We start from the raw sequence: 13992 nt of genomic DNA, 5'->3' as shown, positions 1-13992 counted from the left end.
CACGGCCATCCGCACAATCCGCAGCACCTTCAATGCTGCAACGAGTCGATGCTATGCCCGATATCGTGGTGATGTTCTTCCTGCTCGGTCTGCTGGCCGGGCTGGTGAAATCCGACCTGACCATTCCCAAGGCCGCCTACGACACCCTGAGCCTGCTGCTGATGCTGACCATCGGCCTCAAGGGCGGCATGGCGCTCTACGGCAACCTGAGCTGGTCGCTGGTACCGGAACTCGCTGCCGTGGCCGCGCTGGGCGGGCTGATTCCGCTGGCCCTGATGCCGGTGCTGCGCCGACTGGTACGCCTTTCCGCCGCCGACAGCGCCAGCCTCGCCGCCCACTACGGCTCGGTGAGTGCCGGCACCTTTGCCGTGGCCCTGGCGTTCGCCGAAGGGCGCGGCCTGCCCATCGGCGCCGAGGTCACGCTCTACCTGGTGATGATGGAGCTGCCGGCAATCATGGTCGCCATCGCCCTGTACCGGCGCCATGCCGGCAAGGGCTCCGGCGAAGCGCTGCAGGGCATCTGGCACGAGACATTGACCAACCGCGGCGTGATCCTGCTCGCCGGCGGCGCGGTGATCGGCGCCATGTACGGCCCCGGCGAGGGTGCCAAGGTCACCGAACTCTTCATGGGCGCCTTCCATGCCGTACTGGCCCTGTTCCTGCTGCAAATGGGCCTGACCGCCGCCGAAACACTGCGCCCGATTCCCTGGTACCACTGGCGTCTGCTCACCTTCGCCCTGGTGGCTCCGCCGCTGCTGGCCGTCACGGGGCTGGCAGTCGGCCTGGCCCTGGGCCTGCCCGCGGGGTCGCTGCTGATCCTCACGGCGCTCGCCGCCAGCGCCTCCTACATCGCCGCCCCGGCGGCCATGCGCACCGCCATCCCCGATGCCAACATCGGCCTGGCGATGCTCGCCTCGCTGGGCTTCACCTTCCCGCTCAACGTGATCCTGGGCATCCCGCTCTACCACCAACTCGCTCAGTGGTTGACCGGCTAGACGCTCCAAACCGGCCACCAAAGGGTGGCCGGCCTCTCTCGCACTCTTCCCTCTTCTCGCTTCCCTCTTTCTTCTTTCCCTTCGACATTCGTCGCACCCTTGAAGACCTGCACTTTACGTTAACGTCAACCTCGCCTAATCTTGTGGCATCGACCACTGACGTGACACACCACGGAGTTCCGCCATGCAAACGCCGTACAAGCCGCTCGATTTCGGCCTCGACGAAACCCTGGACATGCTGCGCGACCAGGTGAACGCCTTCGCTCGCGACGAGATCGCCCCGCGCGCCGCCGAGATCGACGAGAAGAACGAATTCCCCAACGATCTGTGGCGCAAGTTCGGCGACATGGGCCTGCTCGGCATTACCGTGTCGGACGAGGATGGCGGCAGCGGCATGGGCTACCTGGCCCACTGCATCGCCATGGAAGAAATCTCCCGGGCCAGCGCCTCGGTGGGCCTCTCCTACGGCGCTCACTCCAACCTGTGCGTCAACCAGCTCAAGATCAACGCCAACGCGGAACAGAAGGCCAAGTACCTGCCCAAGCTGATCAGCGGCGAGCACGTCGGTGCCCTGGCCATGTCCGAGCCGGGCGCCGGCTCCGACGTGGTCTCCATGAAGTTGCGCGCGCGCAAGGAAGGCGACCACTACGTGCTCAACGGCAACAAGATGTGGATCACCAACGGCCCCGACGCCGACGTGCTGGTGGTCTATGCCAAGACCGACCCGGACGCCGGCTCCAAGGGCATCACCGCCTTCATCATCGAGAAGGGCATGGCCGGCTTTTCCACCGCCCAGAAGCTCGACAAGCTGGGCATGCGCGGCTCCAACACCTGCGAGCTGGTGTTCGAAGACTGCGAAGTGCCGGTCGAGAACGTGCTGGGAGAAGTGAACCGCGGCGTCAAGGTGCTGATGAGCGGCCTCGACTATGAGCGCACCGTGCTCGCCGCCGGCCCCATCGGCATCATGCAGGCGGCGCTGGACGTGGTGGTGCCCTACGTTCACGAGCGCAAGCAGTTCGACCAGCCCATCGGCGAGTTCCAGCTGGTGCAGGGCAAGATCGCCGACATGTACACCACCCTGAACGCCTGCCGCGCCTACCTCTACAGCGTCGCTGCCGCCTGCGACCGCGGCCGGACCTCCCGAAAGGACGCCGCCGGCGTGATACTCTACTGCGCCGAGAAGGCCACCCAGGTGGCGCTGGACGCCATCCAGCTGCTCGGCGGCAACGGCTACATCAACGAGTACCCCACCGGGCGCCTGCTGCGCGACGCCAAGCTCTACGAGATCGGCGCCGGCACCAGCGAAATCCGCCGCATGCTGATCGGCCGCGAGATCTTCAACGAATCGGCTTAACCCCAGCTCCGGGCTTCGGGCCACGAGCCGCTCGAAGCTCGAAGCTCGAAGCTCGAAGCTCGAAGCTCGAAGCTCGAAGCTCGAAGCTCGTCAGAGGATATTTCATGGCAGTGCTAACTACCCAAATCAACCCGCGCAGCGAGGGCTTCCAGGCCAACGAGGCGTCGATGCGCCACGAGGTGATGAAGCTGCGCGAGCTGACCGCCGCCATCAGCCAGGGCGGCGGCGAGAAGGCCCGCGCCCGTCACGAGAGCCGCGGCAAGCTGTTCGTGCGCGACCGCATCGACCACCTGATCGACGAAGGCTCGCCGTTCCTCGAGTTCTCGGCGCTGGCCGCCCATGAGGTCTACGAAAGCGAGGTACCCGCCGCTGGCGTGGTCACCGGCATCGGCCGCGTCTCGGGCGTGGAGTGCGTGATCGTCGCCAACGACGCCACCGTCAAGGGCGGCACCTACTACCCGCTCACGGTCAAGAAGCACATCCGCGCCCAGGAGATCGCCCGCAAGCATCGCCTGCCGTGCATCTATCTGGTCGACTCCGGCGGCGCCTTCCTGCCCCGCCAGGACGAGGTCTTCCCCGACCGCGACCACTTCGGGCGCATCTTCTACAACCAGGCCACCCTCTCCGCCGAGGGCATCCCGCAGATCGCTGTGGTGATGGGCTCGTGCACTGCCGGCGGCGCCTACGTGCCGGCCATGGCCGACGAGTCGATCATCGTCAAGGAGCAGGGCACCATCTTCCTGGGCGGCCCGCCGCTGGTGAAGGCCGCCACCGGCGAGAGCATCAGCGCCGAGGACCTGGGCGGCGCCGACGTGCACGCCAAGAAGAGCGGCGTGGCCGACCACTACGCCGAGAACGACGCCCACGCCTTGCAGCTGGCGCGCGCCTGCGTGTCGCGGCTGAACTGGCAGAAGCGCGGCGAGCTCAAGATGCAGGCGCCCAAGCCCCCGCGGCTCGATCCCAGCGAGCTCTACGGCATCGTCGGCACCGACCTCAAAAAGCCGTTCGACGTGCGTGAGGTGATCAGCCGCATCGTCGACGACTCCGCCTTCGACGAATTCAAGCGCTACTACGGCGACACCCTGGTTACCGGCTTCGCGCACATCCACGGCTATCCGGTAGGCATCGTCGCCAACAACGGCGTGCTGTTCTCCGAATCCGCGGTGAAAGGGGCGCATTTCATCGAGTTGTGCGCCCAGCGCAAGATCCCGCTGGTGTTCCTGCAGAACATCACCGGCTTCATGGTCGGCTCCAAGTACGAGCACGAAGGCATCGCCAAGCACGGCGCCAAGCTCGTCACCGCGGTAGCCTGCGCCAAGGTGCCCAAGTTCACCGTGCTGATCGGCGGCAGCTTCGGCGCCGGCAACTACGGCATGTGCGGCCGCGCTTACGACCCCAACCTGCTGTTCATGTGGCCGAATGCACGAATTTCCGTCATGGGTGGCGAACAGGCCGCCGGCGTGCTGGCCCAGGTCAAGCGCGAGCAGTACGAGCGCGAAGGCCGCGAGTGGAGCCAGGAGGAGGAAGAAGCCTTCAAGCAGCCCACTCGCGAGCAGTACGAGCACCAGGGCCATCCCTACTACGCCAGCGCGCGGCTATGGGACGACGGCGTGATCGACCCGGCCCAGACCCGCGACGTGCTCGGCCTCTCGCTCGCCGCGGCCATGAACGCCGAGGTGGAAGAGACCCGGTTCGGCGTGTTCCGGATGTAGGCGCGCTACGCGCGAGAAGGAAGGCGTAAGAGGGAAGAAGGAAGAATCAGCGCGACTTACCAGGAGTTCTCTTCCTTCTTCCAGGCACGGAGTGCCGCTCTTCCCTCTTCAACCTTTTCGATAGAGGTCCGAGATGTCAGATAACACCGCCTACTCAAGACTCGAGATCGACGCGCGCGGCATCGCCTGGCTGACGCTGGATCGCCCCGAGGTGCACAACGCCTTCGACGACAGCCTGATCGCCGAGCTCAATGCCCACCTCGAGCGCTTGCACGATGCCGCCGGCCATGGCGAGGTGCGCGCCGTTGTGCTGAGCTCCGAGGGCAAGAGCTTCTCCGCCGGGGCCGATCTCGGCTGGATGAAGCGCATGGTCGAGTACGACGTCGACGGCAACCTGGCCGATTCGCGCAAGCTCGCCCAGCTGATGCACGGCCTGGACACCCTGCCCTGCCCCACCGTGTGCCGCGTGCAGGGCGCGGCGTTCGGCGGCGCCGTGGGCCTGGCCGCCTGCTGCGACATCGTGATCGCCTCCGAGAAGGCCAGGTTCTGCCTCTCCGAGGTGAAGATCGGCCTCTCGCCAGCGGTGATCAGCCCCTACGTGCAGCGCGCCCTGGGCTCGCGCCAGACCCGCCGCTACGCGCTCACCGCCGAGGTCATGGATGCCAACACCGCCTGGACCCTGGGACTGGTGCACCAGGTGGTCGAGCACGAGGTGCTGGATGCCGCGGTGATCGCCATGCTCCATAACCTGCTGGCCGGCTCGCCCCAGGCCCAGCGCGCCACCAAGGGACTGCTCGCCGAGGTCGCCCGCGAGCCCGACAGCCAGGCTACCCGCGAGCACACCTGCCGGGTGATCGCGGAACTGCGCGTGAGCGCCGAAGGCCAGGAGGGCCTGGCCAGCTTCTTCGAGAAGCGCCGCCCGGCCTGGACTCCCGACCCCGACGACGACACGACTTCCGCCACGGAGCGCCGCTCATGAGCCACTCCCCCGCTACCCGCACCACCCCGTTCGACACCCTGCTGGTCGCCAACCGCGGCGAGATCGCCTGCCGGGTGATGCGCACCGCCCGCCGAATGGGCCTGCGCACCGTGGCCGTCTACTCCGACGCCGATGCCACCGCCCGCCACGTGCGCGAGGCCGACGAGGCCGTGCGCCTGGGCCCGGCCGCGGCGCGCGAGAGCTACCTCGATGTCGAGGCGGTGGTGGAAGCCGCCCAGCGCACCGGCGCCGGCGCCATCCACCCCGGCTACGGCTTCCTCTCCGAGAACGGCGCCTTCGTCGAAGCGCTGGACGCTGCCGGCATCACCTTCGTCGGTCCGCCCGCCTCGGCGATTGCCGCCATGGGCGACAAGTCCGCCGCCAAGGCGCGCATGGCCAACGCCGGCGTGCCCCTGGTGCCGGGCTACCACGGCGACGATCAGGACGACGCTCTGCTCAAGGCCGAGGCCGACGAAATCGGCTACCCGGTGCTGCTCAAGGCCAGTGCCGGCGGCGGCGGCAAGGGCATGCGCGTGGTGGAGAGCGGTGAACAGTTCCAGGCCGCACTGGATGGCTGTCGCCGCGAATCCCAGGCCGCCTTCGGCGACACCCGCATGCTGATCGAGAAGTACCTGACCCAGCCTCGCCACGTCGAGGTGCAGGTGTTCTGCGACCGCCACGGCAACGGCGTCTACCTGTTCGAGCGCGACTGCTCCGTGCAGCGCCGCCACCAGAAGGTGCTCGAGGAAGCCCCCGCCCCCGGCATGACCGCAGCGCTGCGCCGCGAGATGGGCGAAGCCGCCGTGCGCGCCGCCAAGGAGATCGGCTACGTGGGCGCCGGCACCGTCGAGTTCCTGCTCGACTTTTCACAAGGTCAGGACGGCTCGTTCTACTTCATGGAGATGAACACCCGCCTGCAGGTGGAACACCCCGTCACCGAGATGATCACCGGCCAGGACCTGGTCGAGTGGCAGCTGCGCGTGGCCATGGGCGAGGCACTGCCGCTGGCCCAGGAAGCACTCACCATCACCGGTCACAGCTTCGAGGCACGCCTGTATGCCGAGGATCCGGAACAGGACTTCCTGCCCGCCACCGGCACGCTCACGCGCTTCGCCATGGACCTCGCAGGCGCCGGGCTCGACCCCGAGCGGGTACGCCTGGACAGCGGCGTGGCAACCGGTGATGCCGTCTCCATGCACTACGACCCCATGCTCGCCAAGCTGATCGTCCACGGCGACGACCGCGAACAGGCGCTGGCCACCCTCAACCGCGCCCTGGCCGCGCTGGACGTGCAGGGCGTGGTCACCAACCGCGCCTTCCTGCAGCGCCTGGCCACCCACCCGGCGTTCCAGGGCGCCGAGCTCGACACCCGCTTCATCGAGAAGAACGAGGCGACGCTGTTCGCCCCGCGCCAGTATCGCATCAAAGAGTATGCCGGCGCAGCGCTGGTCGGCCTCAACCAGCTGGCCCGCGAATGCGAGAGCGACTCCCCGTGGGACCGCCACGACGGCTTCCGGCTCAACGCCCCGCACACCATCCGCATCGCCCTGTGCGACCCCGCCCACGTGCAGGACGACGAGAGCTCCGACAACGTGGTGGTGGTGGAAGGCCGGCGCGAGCGCGGCACCGACACCGGCTGGCAGCTGACCATCCGTGGCGAAACGCTCACCGCCAGCCTGCAACCGCTGGAAGGCGATGCCGTGGCGGTCACCCTCGACGGCCACCGCCGCCGCCTGCAGGCGCGTCGTGACGGCAACGTCGTCGTCATGGTCGACCCCAGCGGCGAGACGCGCCTGTTCTGGCGGCGCATCGACGCCATCGACCACGGCCACCACGAGGCGGAATCGACCCTCACCGCCCCCATGCACGGCACTGTGGTCGCCCTGCTGGTGGAAGCCGGCCAGAAGGTGGAGAAAGGCATGCCGCTGATGGTCATGGAAGCCATGAAGATGGAGCACACCATGACCGCCCCCGCCGACGGCCACGTGGCGAGCTTCCACTTCCAGGCCGGCGAGACCGTGGGCCAGGGGGATGTGCTGCTCGAGTTCGCGCCGGAGGAGTAAGCCAATGACATTTCCCAAACGCGTGCGCCTGGTCGAGGTCGGCCCCCGCGACGGGCTGCAGAACGAACCCGAACCGATCGAGACGCCAACCAAGCTGGAACTGATCGACCGCCTAGGTGCGGCCGGCATCGGCTACATCGAAGCGGCCAGCTTCGTCTCGCCCAAGTGGGTACCCCAGATGGCCGACCACCGCGAGGTGATGACCGGCCTCACCCGCCGCGACGGCGTCACCTATGCCGCGCTGACCCCCAACCTCAAAGGGCTGGAAGCGGCACTGGAGTGCGGCGTGGAGGAAGTCGCGGTATTCGGCGCGGCTTCTGAGGCCTTCTCGCAGAAGAACATCAACTGCTCCGTGGCCGAATCCCTGGAACGCTTCGCCCCGGTGCTCGAGCGTGCCCGAGAGGCCAAGGTGCGCGTGCGCGGCTACGTCTCCTGCGTGCTCGGCTGCCCCTACGAAGGCGAGATCGCCCCGGCCAAGGTCGCCGAGGTGAGCAAGGCGCTCTATGACATGGGCTGCTACGAGGTTTCGCTTGGCGACACCATCGGCGTGGGCACCCCGCTCAAGGCCAAGCGCATGCTCGAGGCCGTGAGTCGCGACATCCCCATGGACAAGCTCGCCGCCCACTTCCACGACACCTACGGCCAGGCCCTCGCCAACCTCTACGCCGTGCTGGAAGAAGGCATCGCGGTGGTCGACAGCTCCGTCGCCGGCCTCGGCGGCTGCCCCTATGCCAAGGGCGCCTCCGGCAACGTGGCCAGCGAAGACGTGGTCTACCTGCTCGACGGCCTGGGTATCGAGACCGGCATCGACCTCGACACGCTCGCCGCCACCGGCACCTGGATCACCCAGACCATCGGCCGGCCCAACCGGTCGAAGGTGGGGGTAGCCTTGGCCAGCCGCTGATCGGCGGCTGCCCACTCTCTATAGCCACAAGGGCGCCTCCGGCAACGTGGCCAGCGAAGACGTGGTCTACCTGCTCGACGGCCTGGGTATCGAGACCGGCATCGACCTCGACACGCTCGCCGCCACCGGCACCTGGATCACCCAGAACATCGGGCGGCCCAACCGCTCCAAGGTGGGCGTGGCGCTCGCCGCCAAATAGTCACGCAGCAAAAACGACAAGCCCCCGAGTCAGTACACTGGCTCGGGGGCTTCATGGCAGCTCGTCGGTTTTCCGGGCAACGTGGCACGGTTCACGGCGGCGCTATACGGAAGAACAACATAGGCATTTGACCTCAATCAAAACGAAGCCCACGCAACGATTGTATGGTCTGCGGCCAAGTTCCCGGTGCCACCGTGCTCCGGCAACCTCTGCCTTTCGAGGCATTGAGGCTGCGATCCTTTTTGCATAAAGCGGTTTGGTTGCATGGGTATTTGCGGCGGCGATGGCTTGCCCCGCGAACATATAGAAGAGAACGCAGCCCGTCATGAGCCCGCCTTGGAATATGACGTGCTAAAATCCAAGCTCTTTCTCAAGACGTATGCTGGCATTATCGTCTGTGTACTGGCGTTCACCGGCGTCAGCTACCTGTCGTCGGTACCCTGGCTTCGGAACCTTCTCGAGCGGCAGGAGGAAAGCATCGGCAGGGTCGTCCTCGACAACGTTTACGAACTTGCCTCCAGCGCGCATCAAGAAATCCAAGCGTGGCAAGAATCCGCCTTGCGCTCTCGCCGCCACGAACGGCGCAACCTACTCCAACTCGTCGAGACAGGCATCGATCGCCTGGAAACGCCAATCGCGGCCCCAAACCTCAACGCCGGGGTGGCCACGACACAGCTGCTGGAGAGCATACGCCATACTGGATACGAGCAGGACAACGACTATGTTGACAACCTAGAGGAAGAGGTTGCGGCCCGGAAGGCCATCTTCACCGAACGCCTACGCCGCCACTTGCACGAAACACGCATCGCCGATTCCGGTTACCTGTTCGTATTCGATGGCGACCATGAGATGGTCATCCACCCCAACCCGAATATCGAGGGCACCAACGTCCGTGATTTGCTGAACCCGATCAGCAACCGCTCGCTCTCGAGCGAACTGATGACGGCAGCGGACACTCCGGATGGTCGGGTCGTCTACAAGTGGGACAAGCCAAGCGATCCGGGAAACTACATCTACGATAAGGTTTCCTGGGTCCGTTATCTGCCCGAATTCGACTGGTACATCGCCTCCTCGGTCTACCGCGACGAGCTACAGCGTACCGGGGACCAACTGACTGCGAGAATCCTGTTCATCGCCGGCCTGATCCTGATCGTTACTTTCATCGGCGCCTACTTCTTTCTGTGCCGAATTATCACGCCGATCAGCCGGCTCGCCGAAACCGCAACCCGAGTCGGCGACGGCGAGCTCTCAGCGAGTTCGGACATCGACCGCAACGATGAGATCGGCATTCTCGCCAAGGCCATCAACACCATGATCGCCCGCCTCCGGGACCAGTTTCACAACTTGGAGCACCGCGTGGCGGAGCGTACCACCGCACTGGCCCAAACGGTCCGGAGCCTAGAAGACCGCAGCCGAGAGAACGCCGAACTCACCAGCATGGGCGAACGGCTCCTGTCCTGCTCCAGCGAAAAGCAGGTTTTCGCTGCCGTGACCCGAACTAGCCAGGCGCTTTTTCCACATGACGCCGGCCGCGCCTACCTGGCGGACTCAAACGGCCAGTTGCAACTGTCAGCTCAATGGGGCGATAACTGTCACCACTCCCGAGATGATGGACCCGACCCGTCGTGCTCGGCGTTTCGACTCGGCAAGGCCCAACGCCACGTTCCCAACGCCGATGACTCCCCCTGCCGCCATTGCCAAGACGAAGGGGTAACGAGCCTGTGCATACCGCTGCGAACGGAAGACGCCATGATCGGAATCATCAAATTGATCCCGGCCACCGAGCGCGGCGAAGACATGACTCGGGTGCTCGGCAACCGTCAGCCGCTGATGACGACGGTCGTCGAACATGCCGCTCTCACCGTCACCAACCTGCGGCTCCGCGAGCGCTTGCACCAACAGTCCATCAAGGACTCGCTGACCGGCTTGTTCAATCGCAGGCGGCTGGAGGAGGCCCTCGCTAACGAGATTTCCCGAGTTCAACGTCATGGTGGCCAGATCGGCATCGTCATGCTGGACGTAGACCACTTCAAACGATTCAACGACTGCTACGGCCACGATATCGGCGATAAGGTACTAAGCAAAGTCGGTGAACTGCTCGGGCGCACCGTTCGCCGCGAGGACATCGCTTGCCGCTACGGCGGCGAGGAATTCACCCTGATCATCCCCGAGGCCGATACACAAGGCCTGCGCGCCCTGGCCGAGCTGGTGCGCAACCGCATCGAGACGCTGGAAGTGCCTGGGCTGGCCGAGAAAGTCACCGTTTCCGCCGGCACAGCCCTCTACCCTACGCACGGCCACGACGTGTATAGCTTGCTCAAGGCGGCCGACATTGCGCTCTATCAAGCCAAACAAACGGGCCGAAATCGAATCGTCGACGCTGACGAAGTTCCGCCCGAGCTGACGCCAAAAGCACCGAGCGGATAGATTAGGGTGAGAACCAGGCCGTAGTACCTACATTGCCTGTGCGGCGTTGGAGAGGGTCACTTCATGGCCTCACCGCTCCGACAGAGCGAGCTGCGCACCGAGCCCGGCGAACGCCGCGGCGAAGCTGCGTCGCAACCAACCCTGCACCCTTGGGGACTCGATGACGACGGCTCGGAACGCATGGGCGAGTTGCCCATAGATGACGAAGACGACGAAGGTCATGACCATGAAGATGGCGCTCAAGCCCAGCAACTGAGCCATCGGCGACACCGCCTCGGCCGCCACGAACTGCGGCAAGAACGCCAGAAAGAAAATGGTGAGCTTGGGATTGAGGATGTTCAGCAGAAATGCCTTGATCACCAACGAAACAGCGCCCGCCTTCCCCTGCACCTCCTGAACGGAGAAAGCACTCCGGTCGCGCCATGTGGCGAGAGCAAGGTAGAGAAGATACGCCACACCGGCATACTTGAGTACCTGAAAGGCGACCGCGCTCGTATGCAGGATGGCCGCCAGCCCCAGAACGGTGGCCAACAGGTGCGGAACGATACCGAGTGTGCATCCGAGCGACGCGTAGAGGCTTGCCCGACGACCCTGCATCAGACCGGTGGAAACGGTAAATACCACACCGGTACCAGGAATGAGCACGACGACCAATGACGTAAGCAGGAATTCGGCAGAGAACATGAACGGTGACTCTCCTATGAGACCCAACGCCGCTATCAACGGTGCAAGATCACCCGCGTTCAGCGACCGTGGGTAGTGACTGGCATGACTCGATCATGCATTCGTCACCTGCACGAGCACAAATTTGTTCCCATACAAGTCCGAAAAGTGAACGGAAATTGCCCCCTCACCGTTGACCGGCCGCTCCAGAAACTCGATACCCGCCTCTTGAAGCCGCTCGTATTCCGCGTCGAAATCGTCCGTATAGATCACCCCAAAAGGCTGGTCACCCGCCTGCCGACCAACGACGGCCAAATCCCTCTCGGTTTCCGCTTTCAATAGCCAGAATCCGGCACTTTCCTGACCCGGAAACGTCAGGTGAACGAAACGGCGTTCCCCTGCATCGATATCGGCTTTCACGTCAAGACCAAGCTTTCCGGCATAAAAATCAAGAGCCTCCTCATAGCCTTTGACGAGGATGACCATCCTTCCAAAAGCGATCACGTTCTTTCTCCTAGACTAAAGCTTCTCACTGCATCAATATTGCAGGGTAAATACCTATATAATAGAGAAGAAAAAATATAAGTAGCGCCACGCTATCTCGGGCATTCTCCCAACACTCTCACCACAGCCATTCACCTGCCGCCGTAAATAAAATGCACAATCTGCCCAGCCGCAACTGACCATCATCTTTTCTCTACAACATTGAGCTTCTTTCCATAGTGCCAGCTCATGACTGCAGGTACGATGAGTACCAGCGGCGCGAATGCAAATAGCATAGTCAACGCAGGATGATCCTCAAGCTCGACAAAAAAGGCGACCACCCCAACCAAAGCGAGAATCATCGACCAAAAAATGAACTGCTTTCCTCCATACGCGTTGATCTCGTACCAAGCTTCATCGCAATGGTATGAGTATTTGGTTCTGACTCCGTAGATTCCATTCATGCGAATCTTTCGTCTAACGAGCGGGATAGAAAGCAATATGGTTAAAGCGGAGACTGAAATATTGACGACTCCCAAAATTATGTTTTCCATGCTCACACCATTGCTTCAAAAAACGCTAACAACAGGCAACCCAAATGGGCGATTCAACCAATGTGGCTAGCGTGCCCTCATTGGCCGATACCACGATAGACCGACACGACTTCTTTAACAATACCAACGTAGTCAATATCCTTCAGCGTTTTACCGACATCTATGCTCTCATTGATCTGGGGAACAGCGTGGCTCTGCAGATAATCCCAGTCACGCAAAATTTCTTCCCTGTCATTTGAGTTCGCGATTTCCATTCGGTTCTCACGAAGAGAAATTCTATATTTATAAGGCCAAACCGGAAGACCGACCTTGTGCTCCTGCATAATGAAGTGATCATCCTGCTTGATGTTGCTCCACCACATCAAACCGCCCAACGTAGATATAGGTTTCCTAAAGGCCACACGAACCCCCTTAATCGTAAAAGTACTAAATATCAACATAACCACGAGCCTTATAACTCCAAGGCTGCGTATCGATTTCATGAGTCACCGCCAACCGCAAACCACGAACGCCTGCGATCTACTAAGGGCAACACTGCATAATGATCTCGTAGTGGCCAGTATGCTTGTCGATCTGATCGCCAAACAAAATGAAGCCATGCTTCTCATAGAAATTAACGCTCAAATCATCTTCTCTGTAAACAGTGAGCTTCAGGTTCTCTCGCCTACTCTTGGCATCATCAAGCAAGGCCGTTCCGATTCCTCTCCCTGTACATCTGGTGCCACAAAGATTGCGGCCAAGCGTTCATTCATGAAGCCATGGCGAATAACTCAGCCCCACCAATATACCCTCGGGGCTCATGAACCTTGCGACTATCTGCCCCCACGGTTCGGTACGGGCTTCGTGAATGAACTCATATCCATTCTCTTTCATTTCTAGCACTGCCGCCTCGACAGCCGCTCCATCCGCCAGCTCAAACTCAATCGTGGCTGTAGGCACAGGAACAATCGCTGGCCATTTGTCTTTCCCAAAACAAGACTGGGCTGCCATTGAAACAGGCCATACACCAAAATGGTTTTCCCCAGGGAATTTATCAATGAAGCGATAATCGTCCATCTTCTCCAGCGGCAGCCCTAATGCATCTTGATATAGAGACGTACTGGCCTTTGGGTCTTGGGTTATCGAAGCAAACTCCGCAATGCACTTGATTTCCATTCGCTCTTCTATGGTGAGGGGAGTTGATCACGCCTAACGTCTTTCATGAGTGACGACCGGAAGCGGGCGCAGCACGCTGAAAAGCGTCCGCTCCGTGGAATGGTTAGCCGTCACTATTCTCCGAGAACTCAACGATGGCCTCGATTTCCACAGCAAACCCCTTGGGCAAAGAGCCGACACCAATGGCGGAACGGGCATGCTCACCGCGCTCACCAAGAACTGCAACAAGCAGGTCAGAACAGCCGTTGATGACTTCCGTGTGAGAAGTGAAGTTTGGGTCGGCATTCACCATGCCAAAAACCTTGACGACACTCTGCACCCGTTCGAAGCTTCCAAGCGCCTCTTTGATGAGCGCCAGAAGGTATAGGCCGACCTCTGTAAACGATCCAGTAACCCCACCTGTTGCGATGTGAGTCAGCCCGGTAGAGTGTCTTTCCAGTGCCACGGCAGCAGCGTGTCGAGGTCGTCATCTTCGCCAAGCCTCGGCAGAGTCTCGAACACGAA

At 62.5% G+C, this 13992-nt stretch carries 14 protein-coding genes and 1 pseudogene; 8 read left to right on the top strand and 7 right to left on the bottom strand.

Going from position 1 to position 13992, the window contains the following annotated elements:
* Positions 1–53: 53 nt before the first annotated feature.
* The 8 genes and pseudogenes from GFD32_RS00945 to GFD32_RS00910 all read left to right on the top strand — a co-directional run bounded on the left by GFD32_RS00945 (position 54) and on the right by GFD32_RS00910 (position 10633).
* A complete protein-coding gene (locus GFD32_RS00945; RefSeq protein WP_163574429.1) occupies positions 54–995 on the top strand; it encodes a sodium-dependent bicarbonate transport family permease in 942 nt (313 codons plus the stop codon).
* A gap of 184 nt (positions 996–1179) precedes the next feature.
* The gene (locus GFD32_RS00940; RefSeq protein WP_163574427.1) at positions 1180–2349 is read left to right on the top strand and encodes an isovaleryl-CoA dehydrogenase; all 1170 of its coding nucleotides are present in this window, start codon (positions 1180–1182) and stop codon (positions 2347–2349) included.
* Between the two features lie 104 nt (positions 2350–2453).
* Positions 2454–4061 (top strand): carboxyl transferase domain-containing protein, encoded by a 1608-nt coding sequence (locus GFD32_RS00935; protein ID WP_163574425.1) that lies wholly within the window; start codon positions 2454–2456, stop codon positions 4059–4061.
* A gap of 133 nt (positions 4062–4194) precedes the next feature.
* On the top strand, positions 4195–5040 hold the full coding sequence (locus GFD32_RS00930; RefSeq protein WP_163574423.1) for an enoyl-CoA hydratase/isomerase family protein: 846 nt from the start codon (positions 4195–4197) through the stop codon (positions 5038–5040).
* Positions 5037–7103: an acetyl/propionyl/methylcrotonyl-CoA carboxylase subunit alpha gene (locus GFD32_RS00925; protein WP_163574421.1), complete on the top strand. Its 2067-nt coding sequence runs from the start codon at positions 5037–5039 to the stop codon at positions 7101–7103. The genes GFD32_RS00930 and GFD32_RS00925 overlap by 4 nt, the downstream gene beginning before the upstream one ends.
* Before the next feature lie 4 nt (positions 7104–7107).
* On the top strand, positions 7108–8007 hold the full coding sequence (locus GFD32_RS00920; RefSeq protein ID WP_163574419.1) for a hydroxymethylglutaryl-CoA lyase: 900 nt from the start codon (positions 7108–7110) through the stop codon (positions 8005–8007).
* 28 nt (positions 8008–8035) lie between these two features.
* Positions 8036–8206: pseudogene (locus GFD32_RS00915) on the top strand (hydroxymethylglutaryl-CoA lyase); the annotation flags it as partial.
* Positions 8207–8542: 336 nt separating this feature from the next.
* Complete coding sequence (locus GFD32_RS00910) at positions 8543–10633, top strand: diguanylate cyclase (RefSeq protein WP_163574417.1); 2091 nt, start codon at positions 8543–8545, stop codon at positions 10631–10633.
* A gap of 69 nt (positions 10634–10702) precedes the next feature.
* On the opposite strand, the gene GFD32_RS00905 is transcribed toward GFD32_RS00910, so the two are convergent.
* The 7 genes from GFD32_RS00905 to GFD32_RS00875 form a co-directional block, all read right to left on the bottom strand.
* Positions 10703–11317: a LysE family translocator gene (locus GFD32_RS00905; RefSeq protein ID WP_163574415.1), complete on the bottom strand. Its 615-nt coding sequence runs from the start codon at positions 11315–11317 to the stop codon at positions 10703–10705.
* 93 nt (positions 11318–11410) lie between these two features.
* The gene (locus tag GFD32_RS00900) at positions 11411–11800 is read right to left on the bottom strand and encodes a VOC family protein (protein ID WP_163574413.1); all 390 of its coding nucleotides are present in this window, start codon (positions 11798–11800) and stop codon (positions 11411–11413) included.
* 182 nt (positions 11801–11982) lie between these two features.
* Positions 11983–12243: an SdpI family protein gene (locus tag GFD32_RS00895; protein ID WP_163574411.1), complete on the bottom strand. Its 261-nt coding sequence runs from the start codon at positions 12241–12243 to the stop codon at positions 11983–11985.
* 167 nt (positions 12244–12410) lie between these two features.
* The gene (locus GFD32_RS00890) at positions 12411–12815 is read right to left on the bottom strand and encodes a hypothetical protein (RefSeq protein WP_205598993.1); all 405 of its coding nucleotides are present in this window, start codon (positions 12813–12815) and stop codon (positions 12411–12413) included.
* Positions 12816–12855: 40 nt separating this feature from the next.
* On the bottom strand, positions 12856–13020 hold the full coding sequence (locus tag GFD32_RS00885) for a GNAT family protein (RefSeq protein ID WP_240455504.1): 165 nt from the start codon (positions 13018–13020) through the stop codon (positions 12856–12858).
* A 57-nt stretch (positions 13021–13077) separates the two neighbouring features.
* The gene (locus tag GFD32_RS00880) at positions 13078–13488 is read right to left on the bottom strand and encodes a VOC family protein (RefSeq protein WP_163574409.1); all 411 of its coding nucleotides are present in this window, start codon (positions 13486–13488) and stop codon (positions 13078–13080) included.
* Positions 13489–13591: 103 nt separating this feature from the next.
* On the bottom strand, positions 13592–13933 hold the full coding sequence (locus tag GFD32_RS00875; RefSeq protein ID WP_240455503.1) for a RidA family protein: 342 nt from the start codon (positions 13931–13933) through the stop codon (positions 13592–13594).
* Positions 13934–13992 lie beyond the last annotated feature (59 nt).

This window comes from Halomonas faecis (genome assembly GCF_010993975.1).
Taxonomy (GTDB): Bacteria; Pseudomonadota; Gammaproteobacteria; order Pseudomonadales; family Halomonadaceae; genus Halomonas; species Halomonas faecis.
Note: the sequence above shows the minus strand (reverse complement) of the source record. Positions and strands in the feature narration are given on the sequence as shown.

Coding starts and splice junctions, on each gene's coding strand:
- GFD32_RS00905 (WP_163574415.1), bottom strand. CDS start 11,317: ATGTTCTCTGCCGAATTCCTGCTTACGTCATTGGTCGTCGTGCTCATT.
- GFD32_RS00935 (WP_163574425.1), top strand. CDS start 2,454: ATGGCAGTGCTAACTACCCAAATCAACCCGCGCAGCGAGGGCTTCCAG.
- GFD32_RS00925 (WP_163574421.1), top strand. CDS start 5,037: ATGAGCCACTCCCCCGCTACCCGCACCACCCCGTTCGACACCCTGCTG.
- GFD32_RS00930 (WP_163574423.1), top strand. CDS start 4,195: ATGTCAGATAACACCGCCTACTCAAGACTCGAGATCGACGCGCGCGGC.
- GFD32_RS00880 (WP_163574409.1), bottom strand. CDS start 13,488: ATGGAAATCAAGTGCATTGCGGAGTTTGCTTCGATAACCCAAGACCCA.
- GFD32_RS00895 (WP_163574411.1), bottom strand. CDS start 12,243: ATGAATGGAATCTACGGAGTCAGAACCAAATACTCATACCATTGCGAT.
- GFD32_RS00920 (WP_163574419.1), top strand. CDS start 7,108: ATGACATTTCCCAAACGCGTGCGCCTGGTCGAGGTCGGCCCCCGCGAC.
- GFD32_RS00890 (WP_205598993.1), bottom strand. CDS start 12,815: ATGAAATCGATACGCAGCCTTGGAGTTATAAGGCTCGTGGTTATGTTG.
- GFD32_RS00945 (WP_163574429.1), top strand. CDS start 54: ATGCCCGATATCGTGGTGATGTTCTTCCTGCTCGGTCTGCTGGCCGGG.
- GFD32_RS00940 (WP_163574427.1), top strand. CDS start 1,180: ATGCAAACGCCGTACAAGCCGCTCGATTTCGGCCTCGACGAAACCCTG.